General features: G+C 53.6%; 17 protein-coding genes. 8 read left to right on the top strand and 9 right to left on the bottom strand.

What is annotated here, in order from left to right; translation table 11 throughout:
* Positions 1-26: 26 nt before the first annotated feature.
* The 8 genes from IAE27_RS10635 to seqA form a co-directional block, all read right to left on the bottom strand.
* Complete coding sequence (locus IAE27_RS10635) at positions 27-1,013, bottom strand: ABC transporter permease (protein WP_004100252.1); 987 nt, start codon at positions 1,011-1,013, stop codon at positions 27-29.
* A 10-nt stretch (positions 1,014-1,023) separates the two neighbouring features.
* The gene (locus IAE27_RS10640) at positions 1,024-2,508 is read right to left on the bottom strand and encodes a sugar ABC transporter ATP-binding protein (protein ID WP_154022720.1); all 1,485 of its coding nucleotides are present in this window, start codon (positions 2,506-2,508) and stop codon (positions 1,024-1,026) included.
* A 105-nt stretch (positions 2,509-2,613) separates the two neighbouring features.
* Positions 2,614-3,528 carry an ABC transporter substrate-binding protein gene (locus IAE27_RS10645; RefSeq protein ID WP_108704068.1) on the bottom strand — a complete coding sequence of 305 codons (915 nt, stop codon included), beginning with the start codon at positions 3,526-3,528 and terminating at the stop codon, positions 2,614-2,616.
* 234 nt (positions 3,529-3,762) lie between these two features.
* Entirely contained in the window at positions 3,763-4,836 is a 1,074-nt protein-coding gene (locus tag IAE27_RS10650) for a zinc-binding dehydrogenase (protein ID WP_049591132.1), read from the bottom strand.
* 114 nt (positions 4,837-4,950) lie between these two features.
* Entirely contained in the window at positions 4,951-5,748 is a 798-nt protein-coding gene (locus IAE27_RS10655; protein WP_004100245.1) for a DeoR/GlpR family DNA-binding transcription regulator, read from the bottom strand.
* A 322-nt stretch (positions 5,749-6,070) separates the two neighbouring features.
* Positions 6,071-6,490 (bottom strand): hypothetical protein, encoded by a 420-nt coding sequence (locus IAE27_RS10660; protein WP_004100239.1) that lies wholly within the window; start codon positions 6,488-6,490, stop codon positions 6,071-6,073.
* A 56-nt stretch (positions 6,491-6,546) separates the two neighbouring features.
* Complete coding sequence (gene pgm, locus IAE27_RS10665) at positions 6,547-8,187, bottom strand: phosphoglucomutase (alpha-D-glucose-1,6-bisphosphate-dependent) (protein WP_024273919.1); 1,641 nt, start codon at positions 8,185-8,187, stop codon at positions 6,547-6,549.
* A 32-nt stretch (positions 8,188-8,219) separates the two neighbouring features.
* Positions 8,220-8,768, bottom strand: a complete 549-nt coding sequence (gene seqA / locus IAE27_RS10670; RefSeq protein ID WP_004111417.1) for a replication initiation negative regulator SeqA — start codon at positions 8,766-8,768, stop codon at positions 8,220-8,222.
* Positions 8,769-8,952: 184 nt separating this feature from the next.
* On the opposite strand from seqA, the gene ybfF reads away from it, so the two are divergent.
* From ybfF to IAE27_RS10710, 8 genes are all read left to right on the top strand, one after another.
* Positions 8,953-9,726 (top strand): esterase, encoded by a 774-nt coding sequence (gene ybfF / locus IAE27_RS10675; RefSeq protein ID WP_004100236.1) that lies wholly within the window; start codon positions 8,953-8,955, stop codon positions 9,724-9,726.
* A 133-nt stretch (positions 9,727-9,859) separates the two neighbouring features.
* Positions 9,860-10,153 carry a LexA regulated protein gene (gene ybfE, locus IAE27_RS10680; RefSeq protein ID WP_004100235.1) on the top strand — a complete coding sequence of 98 codons (294 nt, stop codon included), beginning with the start codon at positions 9,860-9,862 and terminating at the stop codon, positions 10,151-10,153.
* A 149-nt stretch (positions 10,154-10,302) separates the two neighbouring features.
* The gene (gene fldA, locus IAE27_RS10685) at positions 10,303-10,833 is read left to right on the top strand and encodes a flavodoxin FldA (protein WP_162556089.1); all 531 of its coding nucleotides are present in this window, start codon (positions 10,303-10,305) and stop codon (positions 10,831-10,833) included.
* A 291-nt stretch (positions 10,834-11,124) separates the two neighbouring features.
* The gene (gene fur, locus IAE27_RS10690; protein WP_004100233.1) at positions 11,125-11,577 is read left to right on the top strand and encodes a ferric iron uptake transcriptional regulator; all 453 of its coding nucleotides are present in this window, start codon (positions 11,125-11,127) and stop codon (positions 11,575-11,577) included.
* Between the two features lie 129 nt (positions 11,578-11,706).
* The gene (gene tcuR, locus IAE27_RS10695; RefSeq protein WP_200092409.1) at positions 11,707-12,633 is read left to right on the top strand and encodes a tricarballylate utilization LysR family transcriptional regulator TcuR; all 927 of its coding nucleotides are present in this window, start codon (positions 11,707-11,709) and stop codon (positions 12,631-12,633) included.
* A gap of 97 nt (positions 12,634-12,730) precedes the next feature.
* The gene (tcuA, locus tag IAE27_RS10700; RefSeq protein WP_004100231.1) at positions 12,731-14,134 is read left to right on the top strand and encodes an FAD-dependent tricarballylate dehydrogenase TcuA; all 1,404 of its coding nucleotides are present in this window, start codon (positions 12,731-12,733) and stop codon (positions 14,132-14,134) included.
* Positions 14,121-15,260, top strand: coding sequence for a tricarballylate utilization 4Fe-4S protein TcuB (tcuB, locus tag IAE27_RS10705; protein ID WP_023320572.1), 1,140 nt, complete (start codon positions 14,121-14,123; stop codon positions 15,258-15,260). The genes tcuA and tcuB overlap by 14 nt, the downstream gene beginning before the upstream one ends.
* 54 nt (positions 15,261-15,314) lie before the next feature.
* On the top strand, positions 15,315-16,610 hold the full coding sequence (locus IAE27_RS10710) for an MFS transporter (protein ID WP_070557477.1): 1,296 nt from the start codon (positions 15,315-15,317) through the stop codon (positions 16,608-16,610).
* 53 nt (positions 16,611-16,663) lie between these two features.
* On the opposite strand, the gene chiQ is transcribed toward IAE27_RS10710, so the two are convergent.
* Positions 16,664-16,996 carry a ChiQ/YbfN family lipoprotein gene (gene chiQ, locus IAE27_RS10715; protein WP_004100227.1) on the bottom strand — a complete coding sequence of 111 codons (333 nt, stop codon included), beginning with the start codon at positions 16,994-16,996 and terminating at the stop codon, positions 16,664-16,666.
* Positions 16,997-17,038 lie beyond the last annotated feature (42 nt).

Consider the following 17,038-nt stretch of genomic DNA (forward strand, 5'->3'; position numbering starts at 1 on the left):
TCCCTTCGTCCCATAATTAATATAAGTTAACGTCTGGCTGAGCTAATAAAGGTGGCGCCCCAAATAATAAGCCCTTTCACCACGTACTGAACGTAAGGTGAGATCCCTAACAGGTTTAATCCATTATTCAGTACGCCGAGCATCATGGCGCCGATCAGCGTGCCAATAATCATTCCGCGCCCACCGGCAATCGATGCCCCGCCGAGCACCACGGCGGCAATAGCATCCAGTTCAAAACCGACGCCCGCATTAGGCTGACCGCTCATCACCCGTGAGGTAAAAATAAGACCGGCAAAACTGGCGGTAAAACCGCTGATCACATAAACCAGCAATTTATAATATTTAACCCGCAGTCCGCTCAGGCGCGCCGCTTCTTCATTGCCACCAAGAGAATAAACATAGCGGCCAAACGGCATATGATTCAGCACGATATAAAAGATGAAATATAAAACCACCATCAGAATAATAGGTACCTGAATACCGAACAGATATTCACGGCCCCAAAAAGCGAATGAATCCGGTAAGCCGGAGATGGGATAGCCGCCGGTATAGATCAGTGCCAGCCCCTTCGCAATAATCATCGCGCCGAGGGTTACGATAATCGGCGGCATTTTGCCGTAGGCGGTTAAAAAGCCGTTCAGCGCGCCAAAGGCGACGCCGGAACCCAGGCCGATAAGAATGGCTAACCACGGATCTAAACCATAGTACTTCATTAATCCCGCCATCAGCGTACCGGCCAGGGCCATGACCGCGCCGACGGAGAGGTCGATCCCGCCGGTCAGGATGGCAAAGGTCATTCCGATGGCGATGATGGCATTGATCGAGACCTGACGGGCGACGGTAGATAAGTTATCAACCGTTAAGAAGTAGTCATTAAAAATGGCCATACAGGAAAACAGGAGTACCAGACCAACGAACGGCAGGAATGCAGGCATTTTTAATAAACTATGCAGCATCTTTTTATTTTTATCAGGAGACACGGCTGGCGCTAATGATACGTTTTCATTACTCATTTAATACTCCCTAAATAATATTACCGGCAGCATGCAGCATAATGACGGTGGAATTAATTTGGTCGTTCTCAAGCTCCGCAACGATATTACCGTCGCGAAAAACCATCACCCGGTCGCTGACGCCTATGACCTCTGGAAGCTCAGATGAAATCATAATTATCGCAATCCCCTGGGCGGTGAGGTCGCGCATAATCTGGTAGATTTCTGATTTTGCTCCGACATCAATACCGCGAGTCGGCTCGTCAAAAATAAGAATATTGACGTCATGATTTAACCAACGAGAAATAACGACTTTCTGCTGGTTACCGCCGCTCAACGTCCCCACCGCGGTCCCGGCATCTGGCGTTTTCACACCAACGTGGCTAATTAAACGCTCGGCGGTCAGGCGCTCTTCGTTATCGCGGATTAGCGAGAACTGGCAGGCGTGTTTGTTAAGCCAGATATTGTCTTTGACCGAAAAAGGCAGTACCAGTCCCTGCGTTTTGCGGCTTTCCGGCAACAGGCCGATACCCAGACGCAGAGCCCGATCGGTTGAATTTATCGTCACCTCTTTTCCGGCCAGACGGACGCGTTTTTTGTAGCATTTATCCGCGCCGGTCAGAGCCAGAATCGCTTCGGAACGCCCCGACCCCACCAGCCCGGCAAGGCCTAAAATCTCCCCTTTGCGCAACGTCAGCCGATTAACCTGACTACCTTCGGTCAGCTGAATTTCCGCCTCCAGCAGTATTTCATCATGCGCCAGCGTCCGCCGCTCGGGATAGATGTTCTCCACCTCACGGCCGACCATCATCTGGATCATCTCTGCGATATCGATATTGTCGACCTTTGCCGATCCGATATATTTGCCGTCGCGCAGAATACTCAGGCTATCGCAGATTTCATATATCTCCTCCAGATGATGCGAGATAAAGAACATGCCGACGCCTTTGGCCTTTAAATCGCGCATCACGCGGAAAAGATGTTCCGCCTCGCCAGGAGTCAGGGTCGCGGTGGGTTCGTCCAGAATGAGAATTCGCGCATCCAGCGACAGCGCTTTGGCAATTTCCACGAACTGCTGCTCGGCGACGCTGAGATGGCAGATTTGCTCGTCGGGATCGAGCGTGACGCCAAGCTCTTTAAAAATGCGTAACGCCTCCCGACGCATCGCTTTACGATCTAACAGGCCAAAACGATTTACCTTTTCACGATTAAGGAAAATATTCTCATAAGCGTTCAGATAGGGAATAAGAGAAAACTCCTGAAAGATAATCCCTACGCCGCAGGCAATCGCATCGCGATAGTTATGAAAATGCTGCTGCTTACCATCAATATAAATATTACCGGCGTCAGGTTGATAGATCCCGCACAGGATTTTCATCAGCGTCGATTTACCCGCGCCGTTTTCACCTAATAAAGCGTGAACTTCTCCACGAGCAAGGGTGATATTAACATTATCCAGCGCCTTGACTCCGGGGAAGCTTTTACTGACGTTTTTGACTTCCAGTAAGCTGGGCATAAACATCGCTCCATAATGGCTCGATAAAATAGTGAGCCATACTTTAATAAGAATCCGGCACGGCTCACCTGAATAAGCGAGAGCCGCTGTGGCGTAATAACGCGATTACCAGTGGAAATCTTTGGCGTTGTTTTTATCGATAAGCTTCACATCAACAGGAATCTCTTTAGGAATATCCGCCCCCCAGTGTTTTGCGAGGGCAATACCTAAGCCAATACGCAGCTGATCGCGCGGGAACTGTGCTGCGGTAGCAATAAACGGCGTATTACCTTTGGCAATTTCAGCCACCGCTTCCGGAGATCCATCGACGCTGACCAGCTTGACATCGCGTCCAGATGACTGAATAGCCGCCAGGGCACCGAGTGAGCCAACATCATTGACGCTGAAAATACCGTTGAGCGTCGGGTTGGATTGCAGCATATTTTCCGTCACGCTCATGGAGGTATCGCGCTCTTGTTTACCATTCAGTTTGGTAAGCACTTTAATATTGGGATGCTTTTTCATCGCATCTTCAAAGCCGCGCACGCGCTCCAGAATAGGTACCACCGGAATTCCGTCGAGAATCGCCACGTTGCCTTTATCTCCCAGCGCTTTGGCTAAATGCTCTCCGGCAATAAAGCCCGCATCATAGTTTTTTGAACCCACAAAAGAATCAATCGGACCGTTAGCCTGAGCATCTATCGCCACCACCACCACGCCGGCTTTTTTGGCGGCCAGGACGGCGGTTTCCGCGCCAACGCTATCTGCCGGGTTAATCAGTAAAATATCAATTTTCTTTTGCAGCATATCCTCAACATCGCTAATCTGCTTGGAGACATCATGCGCCGCATCCGCAGTATAGACGGTGGCGTTAATATCTTTTGCCGACTGTTCAAGTGACTCTTTCATGGTCACGAAATATTCGTTGTTTAATTCCTGGAAGGACATGCCGATAGTCAAAGGTTTAGCATTAACGCAGGCGACCATGCTCATAGCCAGAAGTCCTGAGAGTAATGCTTTGGTATTAAATTTAACAGGCATTCAATATCTCCTTATTGAGTTGTGCGCTGCGGAATATAAATTATTCAGCAGCGTTTTCATGGTACTAATGTTGCCTGATTTACTGAGCAATAAATTCACCACTGGTAATTAGCAGAGGCTACCGACATTTATCTCAGCAATCCCCATGATTGAAGAAATCCAGTATTGATTTAGCAGCCATTTATGAAAGTGCAGAACAATCAATATAAATGACGCGAGTGACTGATGATAAATTTATGGCTTGATAACGACCTTGATGGAATCCAGCGATTTGGCCATCTCAAAAGCGGCTTTCCACTCATCGATAGAATAGAAATGCGTTACCACGCCTTTGGCGGTCAAGAGGCCACGCTCAAAAAGATCGATGGCGATTTCATAGCTATAGGGGCCGAGATGCGCACCGCGAATATCGAGCTCTTTGCGGTCGCCGATGATCGACCAGTCGGCGGTGGTTTCTTTCCCAAACACGCTAAATTCAACGAAGCGCCCCAGTTTGCGTATCATCTCCAGTCCCTGAGTCACGCCAACAGGCGCGCCGGTCGCTTCGATATAAACGTCGCAGCCGTATCCGTCCGTCATGGATTTAACGATGGCGACGGCGTCCTCTTTCGCCGCGTTGATGACCACGTCGGCGCCAAACGCTTTAGCCAGCGCCAGGCGATCTTCCATGGTATCGATGACCACCAGTTTCTTCGGCGTCTTAAGATGAGCGACCTGCACCATGCACAGCCCCAGCGGCCCGGCGCCGGCGATAACGACCACATCATCCAGATCGATATCCCCGCGGCGTACCGTATGGATTGCACAGGCCATAGGTTCGATCAGCGCCGCATCTTCTTCACTTAATGATTCAGGAATTTTATGAATAATCGCGCGTTCGGAGAAACGCATATATTCAGCCATACCGCCATCGGCGACATCTTTCTGGAAGCCGTAAATATCATGGGTTTCACACATCCAGTATTTTCCGGTTTTACAGAAACGGCACTCATGGCAGGGAACAATCTGTTCAGCGAGAATGCGATCGCCAATTTTTAATTTATATTTTTCAGCGGAACCCGGGCCTAATTCAGCAACCCGACCGTAAAACTCATGGCCGGGCACTACCGGCGTTTTTACCCACGGATTATCACCCCAGAACATCGGCGCACCGTCCTGGGCCTTGCAATCACCGGCGCATATTCCACAGCCGTCAACCTTAATGACCACTTCCTTTTCTTTGGCGATCGGGCGGCGAATTTTCTCAAAGCGATAATCCTGGGGACCGTGGCAGACAACCGCTTTCATATCTTCAGGTAATTGTTCCATCGTAAACCTCTTTTTCGGATAAATAATGAAGAGGGACAGTATTGCTAATGCAATACTCCTCCAACTGGTACAGAGCGATTAAATGATGATGCAATTAGATTATTATTCAGAGCCTTATTTGGTCTCTACAATATGTACCTGATGCTGGCGATAGATATCGCCGGGTAACTCATTAGTGATCAAGATATCAATATCCGCCAGATCGCATATTTTATAAAGCGAATAGCGTTCAAATTTACTGCTATCGACCATCAGAATTTTTTGATCGGCAACTTTCAGCATCTCTTGCTTTAGCCGGACGTTGACTTCATTACTGTCTTTAATTTCCAGACCGGAGTCCAGGCCCTGACAGGAAAAAAACAGCTTATTGACCTTAAAATTGTTGATAATGAACTCAGCAACAGGACCGTGAAAGTCACCGTGACGCTCAGAATATTCACCACCAACGCTGACAATTCTTATTTTTTTGCGGCAGGCTAAGGTTTGAATAATATTCAAAGAATTAGTAATAACGGTCAATTCAATGTCAGGTAGCTGACGGGCTAAAAACCAGCAGGAGCTGCTATTATCCATAATGATGCACTCATGCTCATGAATAAATTGCAGCGCACCTTTGGCGATGCGCATCTTACGTTCTGGCTGTTCTTTCGTGCGCTTAATAAAGGCTTCGGCTTTATCGACAAAGTTTCCGTTATTTGCCGGCATATCGGCAGCTAAAAACGATGCCGTATTTTCCGAAATCATTGCGCCGCCAAAGCTGCGCACTATTTTCTTATTCCTGGCCAGCGCAGTTAAATCACGTCGAATAGTTTCCGGAGATACGCCAAATAATCGCGACAGCTCATTAACTCTGGCACATCCCTTTTCTACGACATATTCCACAATTAATGAGTGACGTTTAACTTGTAACATATAAGTTCTCAAGAAAGCATCCAGGATTTAATGACATAAATATAACAAAATCATCCATATCAGTAAGTGACATAAATCATACAAAATCAAAACAAGCTTTTAGCTTTTTTTAATTTGAAGTTGATCATATATATATGGGAAATTTCATTTTAATCACGATAAATTTGTGACTAAAATCGCAGAATTAGCCGTGATTGTTCACCTGCTCCGGTAGTTAATTCGGCAAAACGGGCAAACCCGGTCAACGACCTGATACCCGTTTATGCCCGATTCGGTCACCGTGTTACCGGATACCCCTGCCCCGTGAAGATAGCGCGTAAAGTTAAATCTTTCGCCATCGCCATAATGTCATCAATTTTGCCGCCTCAGAGACCAGCAGCAGAGCGATAAAGAAAGCCGCGCCTTTAACTCCCAGGACCTGCGCGCCCCATAGCACCAGCGAAAGTGAGGGCAGCATAAAGGCCAGCCGCAGGGGCGTTTGCGCACAGGCTAACCGCAGGGCATAGCGGCTCTGCCGCCAGAGGAGAACCATCGACACGGGAATAGTGACAATCAGCAGCACATTCAGCGGGAACAGCCAGGCGGCCGCGGGGCCAAGGGTGGGTACAAGCTGGAGATAAGAGAGGATGTCGTCGTAGAAAGGCAGGCGCTGATGGTAAAGATTCCAGCCGAGAAACTGGATGAGATAAAAGAGATCCATCCCGCCCCAGAACCGGAAGACGTGTTTACGTTTTAGTTTCATCGCTGCCATGCGAAAAAAATCAGGCCCTGAAACGGGCCTGATTATCATGTGGGAGATTAGGCGTTTTTCAGCACTTCGCTGACAATCTCCACCGCTTCTTTTTCAATCTGCTGACGGTGTTCAGCGCCGAGGAAGCTTTCACAGTAGATTTTGTAGGCATCTTCGGTACCTGACGGACGCGCGGCGAACCAGCCGTTGTCGGTCATCACTTTCAGACCGCCAATCGCCGCCCCGTTGCCCGGAGCCGCAGTCAGACGCGCGGTAATCGGATCGCCTGCCAGGGTGCTGGCGCTCACCATTTCCGGAGAGAGCTTAGACAGCGCCGCTTTCTGGGCTGAAGTCGCGGAAGCCTGCAGACGATTGTAGCTTGGCGCGCCGAAGCGCTCTGCCAGCTCGTCGTAGTGCTGCTGCGGGTTTTTCCCGGTCACCGCGGTGATTTCCGCCGCCAGCAGGCACATGATGATGCCGTCTTTGTCAGTGGACCACGGCGTCCCGTCAAAGCGCAGGAACGACGCCCCCGCGCTCTCTTCGCCGCCGAAGCCGAAGCTACCGTCGAACAGGCCATCAACGAACCACTTAAAGCCAACCGGTACTTCCACCAGCTTGCGGCCCAGATCGTTGACTACGCGGTCAATCATCGCCGAGGAGACCAGGGTTTTACCCACCGCAACATCTTTGCCCCACTGCGGGCGATGCTGGAACAGGTAGTTAATCGCCACCGCCAGGTAGTGGTTCGGGTTCATTAACCCGGCCGGCGTGACGATACCGTGGCGGTCGTAATCCGGGTCGTTGGCGAAAGCCAGGTCAAACTTGTCGCGCAGCGCCAGCAGGCCCGCCATCGCGCACTCGGAGGAGCAGTCCATGCGGATTGCGCCGTCTTTATCGAGGTGCATAAAGCGGAAAGTCTGATCCACGTGGTCATTCACGATAGTCAGGTTTAGGTTGTAATGCTCGGCGATACGCTTCCAGTATTCGATACCGGAGCCGCCCAGCGGATCGACGCCCAGCGTCAGTCCGGCTTTCTGGATCGCCGCCATGTCGACGATATCCGCTAATCCCTCAACAAACGGCTGCACCAGATCCTGCTCTTTGACGTGACCGGAGGCCAGCGCCGCATCAAGCGTCATACGCTTCACGCCCTGCAGACCCGCCGCCAGCAGTTCGTTGGCGCGGTTTTCGACCACTTTGGTGACGTTGGTATCAGCCGGGCCGCCGTTCGGCGGGTTGTATTTGATACCGCCATCTTCCGGCGGGTTGTGGGACGGCGTAATAACAATACCGTCAGCCAGCGGGCCGCCCTTTTTGTTGTGCACCAGAATCGCATTGGAAATCGCCGGCGTCGGGGTGAAACCGTTGTTTTCCTGCACGATAACGTCAACCCCGTTCGCCGCCAGCACTTCCAGTACGGAAATAAAGGCAGGTTCGGAGAGCGCGTGGGTGTCCTTCCCGACGTAGCATGGGCCGGTGATCCCGTTCTTCGCGCGGTCTTCAGCAATTGCCTGGGCAATCGCCAGAATATGCTGCTCGTTGAAGTTATGGCGCGCCGCGCTGCCGCGATGGCCGGAGGTGCCAAACTTCACCGCATGTTCCGCATTGCCTACTTCCGGCTTCAGCACATAGTACTGGGCAGTCAGTTGGGCGACGTTAATCAAATCACTCTGTTGCGCAGGTTGACCTGCGCGCTTATCGATTGCCATTGCCTGATCCTTCTGGTGCAAAAGTTAAATGACTAGATCGTACCGCAAACCTTTTCGATCAATTCCGCAGGGAACTGCATGGACTGCATGATGTGTTCGATCATGCTGCATTTGCGACCGGTATTGGTATTTGTGATAACCCACCACGGCGTACCGGGGACCTGCTTAGGCTTAGTCTGATTACCGTTTTTCTGCAGCGTGCGCTCATCTTCAGCGAAATAGACGCGGGTGCGCCCGTGCAGAGACTCGGTGGCCTCGGCAAACGCTTTGCTGTCTAAGGTGTAGAGGGTAGTCAGAACCAGCATGAATCGGTTTACCGCGCGCTTTTGTTCGGCATACTCATCAGATAACAGCAGCTCACGCATCGCGCGAACTTTATCCTTCAGAGGATTAGCGGGCTTCACGTCAACGACAGGCGTTGGCGCCGGTGCCGGAGCGGCTTTCGCTACCGGTGCGGCAGGCTGGGAAACGGCGGAAAACTTCAACATGCGCCGTAAAATGTCGGATGCACTCTCGCCAATATGCTTGGTGTGGCTGGCAATATAGCTATAGAGTTCATCATCAACTTCAATTGTTTTCATCTTAATCCAGTGCGATATCTTTTTCTGAATACAAGTTGTCGGGATTATAGGGACAAATCCCAACCGCGGATAGCGTCAAACCAGGATGACGGCAAAACTCAGAAATCTTCCGGGTCTTGCAGCCGGATGGCAGAATGTTCAACATAATACCCTAACCCGACGGAGCGAAAAAAAGAACTTTGCCATGAAATTAAATAGCCGAGCGCAATCTGCACAGAATCAGCACAATAATCCCCCTATCGTCCTGGTCCACGGCCTTTTTGGCAGCCTGGACAACCTTGGGATCCTCGCCCGCGATCTGGTTGTCGATCACGATACGGTGCAGGTCGACATGCGAAACCACGGTCTCTCCCCGCGCGCGCCGGAGATGACCTACGCCGCGATGGCTGAGGATCTGCTTGATACTCTCAATGAATCGCAGATTGAGAAAGCCACCTTTATTGGTCACTCTATGGGCGGCAAAGCGGTGATGGCGCTGAGCGCGCTGGCGCCAGAGCGCATCGCAGGCCTGGTAGCTATTGATATCGCCCCGGTGGATTATCACGTCCGCCGCCATGATGAAATTTTTGCTGCCATCAACGCCGTTACCGATGCGGGCGCCGCTACGCGTCAGCAGGCAGCGACGGTCATGCGTCAACACCTTAATGAAGAGGGCGTGGTTCAGTTTCTGCTGAAATCCTTTGTGGATGGCCAGTGGCGTTTTAATGTACCGGTGCTGTGGGAGCAGTACGACAACATCGTCGGCTGGCAAACCGTCCCGGCATGGCCGCATCCGGCGCAGTTTATCCCCGGCGGCAACTCCCCTTACGTGACCGATGCCTGTCGTGACGCGCTGCTTGCGCAGTTTCCCGAAGCTCGGGCGCACGTTATCGCCGGCGCCGGGCATTGGGTGCACGCTGAAAAACCGGAGGCCGTGATCCGCGCCATTCGCCGTTATTTGACCTCTATCGCCGCGTAACTGCCTAAAATATACTCGACCGCGCGGCTTAATGTCCGCGGCCGTTGGCGCAGCCCGCCGCCTGATGTATTATGGCGCGCTGTCTGCGTCGGCTATGCCCGATAGCTTGTTTCCCCCGAAGTCACTCTGAATCATGGCAAAAGAACAAACGGACCGTACGACATTAGATTTGTTCGCAACTGAGCGTCGGCCGGGAAGACCGAAAACGAATCCGCTTTCGCGCGATGAACAGCTGCGCATCAACAAACGCAATCAGCTTAAACGCGACAAGAGCCGCGGCCTGAAGCGCGTGGAGCTTAAGCTCAATGCCGATGCGGTCGATGCGCTCAATGAGCTGGCCGAAGCCCGTAACATGAACCGCAGCGATCTGATCGAAGAGATGCTGATGACCCAGCTGGCAGCCCTGCGCGGCCAGGATAAAGCCTAAAACCCTCAAAAAATAAGCTTTCATGTAGCAGAGTGTGCAGTTGGGCGTGATTGCTGTTTCCGCGCCCTTCTCAGTTCTGCTATCATTGCCCCTATCTGCGGGCATTACGCCACTACCACATCATTAAGTTTCAAGAGGTTATTTTACTCATGGCAATCATCGGCATCTTTTTTGGCAGCGACACCGGCAACACCGAAAATATTGCAAAAATGATTCAAAAGCAGCTTGGTAAAGATGTTGCTGATGTTCACGACATTGCCAAAAGCAGCAAAGAGGATCTGGAAGCTCACGATATCCTGCTGCTCGGCATCCCAACCTGGTACTACGGTGAAGCCCAGTGCGATTGGGACGATTTCTTCCCGACGCTGGAAGATATCGATTTTAATGGCAAACTGGTAGCCCTCTTTGGCTGCGGCGACCAGGAAGACTATGCTGAATACTTCTGCGATGCGCTGGGCACCATTCGCGATATCATCGAACCGCGCGGCGCAACTATCGTTGGCCATTGGCCGACCGCTGGCTACCATTTTGAAGCCTCTAAAGGCCTGGCCGATGACGATCATTTTGTCGGTCTGGCTATCGACGAAGACCGTCAGCCTGAACTGACTAACGAACGCGTCGAAAAATGGGTAAAACAGATTTCCGAGGAGCTGCACCTCGAAGAAATCAAGAATGCCTGAGTCTAAACGGCGTAATCACCATATTTCGCCGAATTGATAGATAAAAGCAATCAAAGTTATAGCTACAAGTTTTTAACTTTTAATCACATATCTGTACAATGTCCTCTGATTTAACGGGGTCGCGTGAAGCACTTTGTAGCGAGTGCCTCGTTTTTGACAGCATACAAGGCCCGATGCTTGCAGTTTTCATTTCACCATGGCAGTTCTATAATGAGACGCATTACATCGGGTGATTCTCTGTATTACTTCCGCTGATGGAAGTAGATCGTTTAGCAACAGGACAGATTCCGCATGACTGACAACAATACCGCATTAAAGAAAGCTGGCCTGAAAGTGACGCTTCCGAGATTAAAAATCCTGGAAGTGCTGCAAGGACCGGATAACCATCATGTCAGTGCGGAAGACTTATACAAACGCCTGATTGATATGGGTGAAGAGATTGGCCTGGCCACCGTCTACCGCGTACTGAACCAGTTTGACGACGCCGGTATCGTCACCCGTCATAATTTCGAAGGCGGTAAATCCGTTTTTGAACTGACGCAGCAGCACCATCACGATCACCTGATTTGCCTGGACTGCGGCAAAGTGATCGAGTTTAGCGATGATTCCATCGAAGCGCGCCAGCGTGAGATTGCCGCCAGACACGGTATTCGCCTCACCAACCACAGTCTGTACCTGTACGGCCACTGTGCAGAAGGCGACTGCCGCGAAGATGAACATGCCCACGACGCGGTAGAGAAATAATCACCGCATCGTTTATCAGCCAAAGCCAGCCTGCGGGTTGGCTTTTTTTTGCCCGCCATCTGCCGCCTCTTCCTCTCGCGCCTGAATACGTTTACTGTCGGTGCATCCTGCTTTATACGGAGTGTGCTTATGGAGCTTCGCCAGCTACGCTATTTTGTGCGCATTATTGAAACCGGCAGTATGGGCCGCGCCGCGCTTGACCTGAATATCGGCGTCTCCGCGCTTAGCCAACAAATGGCGCGCCTGGAAAATGAACTCGCCATTCGCCTGCTACAACGGACGTCTCGCGGCGTAATGCCCACCAGCGCTGGCCTCGCCTTCTATTCACAGGCGCAGCTGGCACTGCGTCACGCTGATGATGCGGTTCTTGCTGCGCGCGAGGCGCGGCTATCTGGCCACGTCAGCGTCGGCATGGCCCCCAGCACCGCCTCTGTGCTCGGCGTACCCTTTATTAACGCGATGCGCGAAAGCTATGCCGACGTCCGCCTGCATCTGGTAGAAAGTCTCTCCGGCAACCTTGAACGCATGATCAACACCCGTCAGCTCGATTTAGCGATCGTGTTCCAGAAGGAGAAGCTTGTGCGCTGGAGCGCCAGGCCGATTCTTGAAGAGCGTCTGTTTCTGATTGGCACCCATAAGGTACTGGCTCCCCTTTCCGACGATAGCATCTCGCCGGACCAGCTCTCCGCTGTCCCGCTGATTATGCCAAGCCTGGGGCATGGGCTGCGCGGCAGGCTGGAGGCGATGTGCCAGGAGCATGCGCTTAATGTCGATGTGGTCGCTGAAATCGACGGTCTGGCCCTGCTAATGCGCGCCGTGCGCGACGGCCTCGGCGCCACTTTGCAGCCGGGAGCAGCGATTTCTCATCTCGACGGCGAGCCCCTGAGAGTGATCGGCATCAACAATCCGATACTCAGTCGGCCTAATTTTCTCGTCAGTCTTTCCGATGATGAACTGACCCCATCGGGTCTCGCCGCGCGAGTCATACCGGCAAAAGTCATGCGTCAGCTGGTCGAATCTGGCCGCTGGCCTGGCGCCAGCCTTTACGCACACTAAACCCCTCTTTAGCAATACGCCATAGCGTCCTGCTGCCCTGAGCGCATACATTTCCATTACAAATTTAACAATAAAGCAAACTGTAATGGAGCCAAAAATGGTGGATGTACTGGTGATTGGCGGCGGCAACGCTGCGCTATGCGCCGCCTTGACCGCCCGGGAATCCGGCGCGTCCGTGCTGCTGCTGGAGGCCGCACCGAAAGAATGGCGCGGCGGAAACTCTCAGCACACGCGGAACCTTCGCTGTATGCACGATGCTCCGCAGGATGTGCTGGTCGACAGCTATCCGGAAGAAGAGTACTGGCAGGATCTGCTGCGCGTCACCGAGGGTAATACCAACGAAGCGCTGGCGCGGCTGGTGATCCGTACCTCATCACAGTGCCGGGACTGGATGCGCCAGCACGGAGTTAACTTTCAGCCGCCGCTCTCCGGCGCACTGCACGTCGCCCGCACCAACGCCTTTTTCATGGGCGGCGGCAAGGCTCTTATAAATGCTTATTACCGCAGCGCGGAGCAGATGGGTGTACAGATCCGCTACAACACCCCGGTCCAGGCGCTCGAATTGTATAACGGCGAATTCGTCGCCGCGCTGGCGGGTGAAGAAAGGATTGCCGCGAAAACCTGCGTCCTCGCCGCCGGCGGCTTTGAGTCTAACCGCGAGTGGCTGCGCGAAGCGTGGGGACAGAACGATCGTGGCGAATGGCCAGCCGATAACTTTCTCATCCGCGGAACCCGCTTTAACCAGGGCGTGCTGCTGAAATATATGATCGACGCCGGGGCTGACGTTATCGGCGATCCCTCGCAGTCACACTGCGTCGCCATTGACGCCCGGGCACCGCTCTATGATGGCGGGATCTGCACCCGCGTGGACTGCGTATCGCTGGGCGTGGTCGTAAACCGCGACGCCGAGCGCTTTTATGATGAAGGGGAAGATTTCTGGCCCAAACGTTATGCCATCTGGGGGCGGCTGGTCGCCCACCAGCCGGGACAAATCGGCTATTCAATTATCGACAGCAAAGCGATCGGTCACTTTATGCCGCCGGTTTTTCCCGGCGCCCAGGCCAATACTATCGAAGAACTGGCTCGCCAGCTGGGGCTGGACGCGGCGCGTCTGGCGCAAACCATCGCGCACTATAACGCCGCCTGCGTGCCGGGCCAGTTCGATCATACCTGCCTTGATAACTGCGCAACATCAGGCCTGACCCCACCGAAAACCCACTGGGCGCGTCCCATCGATTCGCCGCCTTACTACGGTTACGCCTTGCGCCCGGGGATCACTTTCACCTACCTCGGACTGTACGTCAATGAACGCGCCGCCGTCCATTTTGCGGGCAAACCCAGCCGTAACCTGTTCGTTGCTGGCGAAATGATGGCCGGCAACGTGTTGGGCAAAGGCTATACCGCCGGCGTAGGCATGTCGATTGGTACGACGTTCGGCCGCATTGCCGGCCAGCAGGCCGCCCGTGCGGCACAGCAGGAGATACATCATGAAGTCGCTTGAAAAGTTGATTATCGACGCGCAGATCATTACCGAGCCGGAAGCAGAAGTTGAACGGGTGATGCAGGTCTGTAACGCCTGCCGCTATTGCGAAGGGTTTTGCGCCGTGTTTCCGGCCATGACTCAGCGCCTGGCTTTTGGTAAAGCGGATATTAACTACCTGGCCAACCTGTGCCACAACTGCGGCGCCTGCCTGCATGCCTGCCAGTATGCGCCGCCGCATGAGTTTGCCATTAATGTCCCGAAAGCGATGGCGGAAGTCCGCCTGGAAACCTATCAGCACTATGCCCAGCCCGCGGCTTTCAGCAGCCTCTACCGTCGGGCCGGCGTGACCACGGTGCTGGCGCTGGTCGCCGGTTTGATCCTCTTTTTGCTGTTGGCGATGGGGCTCAATGGCTCGCTGCTTCATCCACCGCTGGCCGGCGATTTTTACCGGATATTTCCCCATAACCTGCTGGCCTGGATGTTTGGCTCGGTCTTCATTCTGGCCATAGGGTTACTGATGAGCGGGGTGATCCGCTTCTGGCGCGAGATTTCACCGGGTCAGCCTCAGGCTATCGACATCGCTACAGCCTCGCATAATGCGCTCACGCTGAAGTATCTCGACGGCGGGCACGGTAAAGGCTGCAACGAGGCTGATGACGCGTTTACCCTGATGCGCCGCCGTTTCCATCACTTTACCTTCTACGGTTTTCTGCTCTGTTTCGCCGCCACCGTGGTGGCTACGGGTTATCACTATATCGCCGGCTGGGAGGCCCCCTACCCTTTCTTCAGCGTACCGGTTGTACTGGGCACGCTCGGCGGTATCGGCCTGCTGGTCGGCCCGGCGGGTTTGCTATGGCTAAACCTGCGCCGCTCGCCGCTGCACGGCGATGCGCGGCAAAAGCCGATGGATCGCGGCTTTATTCTGCTGCTGTTTTTGACCAGCCTGACCGGACTGGCCCTGCTGGCAGGGCGCGATACCTCGTGGATGGGCGTCCTGCTCGCCATTCATCTCGGCGTTGTGATGGCGCTGTTTTTAACCCTGCCATACGGAAAATTTGCCCACGGATTTTATCGCTGTGCGGCGTTACTCAAGTGGGCAATTGAGAAACGGCGCGGAAAACAGGCGGCAGTCGCAGGCGACTAGTCCGCTCATCTTACCTCTATAAAAACAAGATAAAGACAATGGAGAGCAACCCCTATGACGCAATCATCATCGCGCGCCGGTACCTTCGGCGCTATTCTCCGCGTGACCAGCGGTAATTTTCTCGAGCAATTCGACTTTTTTCTGTTCGGTTTTTACGCCACCTACATCGCCAGAACGTTCTTTCCGGCGGAAAGTGAGTTTGCGGCGTTAATGCTCACCTTCGCCGTGTTTGGTTCGGGCTTCCTGATGCGCCCTATCGGGGCGATAGTGCTGGGGGCCTATATCGACAGAATCGGGCGGCGTAAAGGGCTGATGGTGACGCTGGCGATTATGGGCTGCGGGACGCTGCTGATAGCACTGGTCCCCGGCTATCACACCATCGGCGTTCTCGCCCCCATTCTGGTATTAGTCGGCCGTCTGCTGCAGGGATTCTCAGCGGGCGTAGAGCTCGGCGGCGTGTCGGTCTACCTGTCGGAAATCGCCACCCCGGGGAAAAAGGGGTTCTATACCAGCTGGCAATCCGCCAGCCAGCAGGTGGCTATCGTGGTCGCGGCGCTGATTGGCTACGCGCTAAACGAAACGCTTGGCCATGATGAGATCGCCGAATGGGGCTGGCGTATCCCCTTCTTTATTGGTTGTCTGATCATTCCGCTGATTTTTGTACTGCGGCGTTCGCTACAGGAAACCGAAGCTTTCCTGCAGCGTAAACATCGTCCTGATACCCGAGAAATCCTGAGCACGATTGTAAAAAACTGGCGCATCATCTCGGCGGGCACCTTACTGGTGGCGATGACCACGACCACTTTTTACTTTATTACCGTTTATACCCCAACCTACGGGAGAGCCGTGCTGCATCTGAGCGCTCGCGATAGCCTGCTGGTCACCATGCTGGTCGGTATCTCTAACTTTATCTGGTTACCGATTGGCGGGACAATTTCTGACAGAATAGGCCGTCGTCCGGTGCTGATGGGCATCACCCTGCTGGCGCTGCTTACCACCTGGCCGGTGATGCACTGGCTCACCGCCGCGCCGGATTTTACCCGTATGACGCTGGTCCTGCTCTGGTTCTCGTTTTTCTTCGGTATGTATAACGGCGCGATGGTCGCGGCGCTGACCGAAGTGATGCCGGTCTACGTCCGCACCGTGGGCTTTTCGCTGGCCTTTAGCCTCGCCACCGCTATCTTTGGCGGCCTGACGCCGGCTATTTCCACCGCGCTGGTCGAGATCACCGGGGATAAAAGCTCGCCGGGCTGGTGGCTGATGTGCGCTGCGCTATGCGGACTTGCCGCAACCGCCATGCTCTTTACTCGCCTGAGCCGCAGCTATCAGCCAGCAGAAATACCCCGCTAAAATAGCCGCGGGCGGAGTTTACGCTCCGCCCGCTTTGCCTATCTCCGCCTGGATTAACGGGGCGTATTGTTGCTGCGGATCTCTTTCCAGAGCTGGTCGCAGCGCGCCTGCACGGCCTGATCGTTACCGGTTTTGCGCGCCTGGATACACTGTTGATAGTCCAGCACCCGCACGCTTTCCTGGGTGGCGAACTGCTGGTGCTGTTTCTCTTGCTTAAGCACGTTCAGTACGCTCTGACAGGCTTCAACCTTATCCGGGTTCCCCTCCGCGCTAGTAATGCAGGCGCTGTAGGCGTCTCTCAACTTTGAGTCTTCTTTCGGCGCTGGCGACTGCGTACAGGCAACCAGACCTGTTGCCATAATGGCGACAAGCAGTAACTTCTTCATAATCAACCTCGGGATATTGCGGCAGGCTCACGCCCGCCGCTC

It is taken from the genome of Klebsiella sp. S69 (assembly GCF_016516145.1).
GTDB classification, from domain to species: Bacteria; Pseudomonadota; Gammaproteobacteria; order Enterobacterales; family Enterobacteriaceae; genus Klebsiella; species Klebsiella oxytoca.

Bases quoted from the DNA above. Each gene is read 5' to 3' on its own strand.
- chiQ (WP_004100227.1), bottom strand. From the start codon at position 16,996: ATGAAGAAGTTACTGCTTGTCGCCATTATGGCAACAGGTCTGGTTGCC.
- ybfE (WP_004100235.1), top strand. From the start codon at position 9,860: ATGGCAAAAGAACAAACGGACCGTACGACATTAGATTTGTTCGCAACT.
- IAE27_RS10640 (WP_154022720.1), bottom strand. From the start codon at position 2,508: ATGCCCAGCTTACTGGAAGTCAAAAACGTCAGTAAAAGCTTCCCCGGA.
- tcuA (WP_004100231.1), top strand. From the start codon at position 12,731: ATGGTGGATGTACTGGTGATTGGCGGCGGCAACGCTGCGCTATGCGCC.
- IAE27_RS10660 (WP_004100239.1), bottom strand. From the start codon at position 6,490: ATGAAACTAAAACGTAAACACGTCTTCCGGTTCTGGGGCGGGATGGAT.
- IAE27_RS10655 (WP_004100245.1), bottom strand. From the start codon at position 5,748: ATGTTACAAGTTAAACGTCACTCATTAATTGTGGAATATGTCGTAGAA.
- IAE27_RS10635 (WP_004100252.1), bottom strand. From the start codon at position 1,013: ATGAGTAATGAAAACGTATCATTAGCGCCAGCCGTGTCTCCTGATAAA.
- IAE27_RS10645 (WP_108704068.1), bottom strand. From the start codon at position 3,528: ATGCCTGTTAAATTTAATACCAAAGCATTACTCTCAGGACTTCTGGCT.
- tcuR (WP_200092409.1), top strand. From the start codon at position 11,707: ATGGAGCTTCGCCAGCTACGCTATTTTGTGCGCATTATTGAAACCGGC.
- seqA (WP_004111417.1), bottom strand. From the start codon at position 8,768: ATGAAAACAATTGAAGTTGATGATGAACTCTATAGCTATATTGCCAGC.
- ybfF (WP_004100236.1), top strand. From the start codon at position 8,953: ATGAAATTAAATAGCCGAGCGCAATCTGCACAGAATCAGCACAATAAT.
- fur (WP_004100233.1), top strand. From the start codon at position 11,125: ATGACTGACAACAATACCGCATTAAAGAAAGCTGGCCTGAAAGTGACG.
- IAE27_RS10650 (WP_049591132.1), bottom strand. From the start codon at position 4,836: ATGGAACAATTACCTGAAGATATGAAAGCGGTTGTCTGCCACGGTCCC.
- fldA (WP_162556089.1), top strand. From the start codon at position 10,303: ATGGCAATCATCGGCATCTTTTTTGGCAGCGACACCGGCAACACCGAA.
- pgm (WP_024273919.1), bottom strand. From the start codon at position 8,187: ATGGCAATCGATAAGCGCGCAGGTCAACCTGCGCAACAGAGTGATTTG.
- tcuB (WP_023320572.1), top strand. From the start codon at position 14,121: ATGAAGTCGCTTGAAAAGTTGATTATCGACGCGCAGATCATTACCGAG.
- IAE27_RS10710 (WP_070557477.1), top strand. From the start codon at position 15,315: ATGACGCAATCATCATCGCGCGCCGGTACCTTCGGCGCTATTCTCCGC.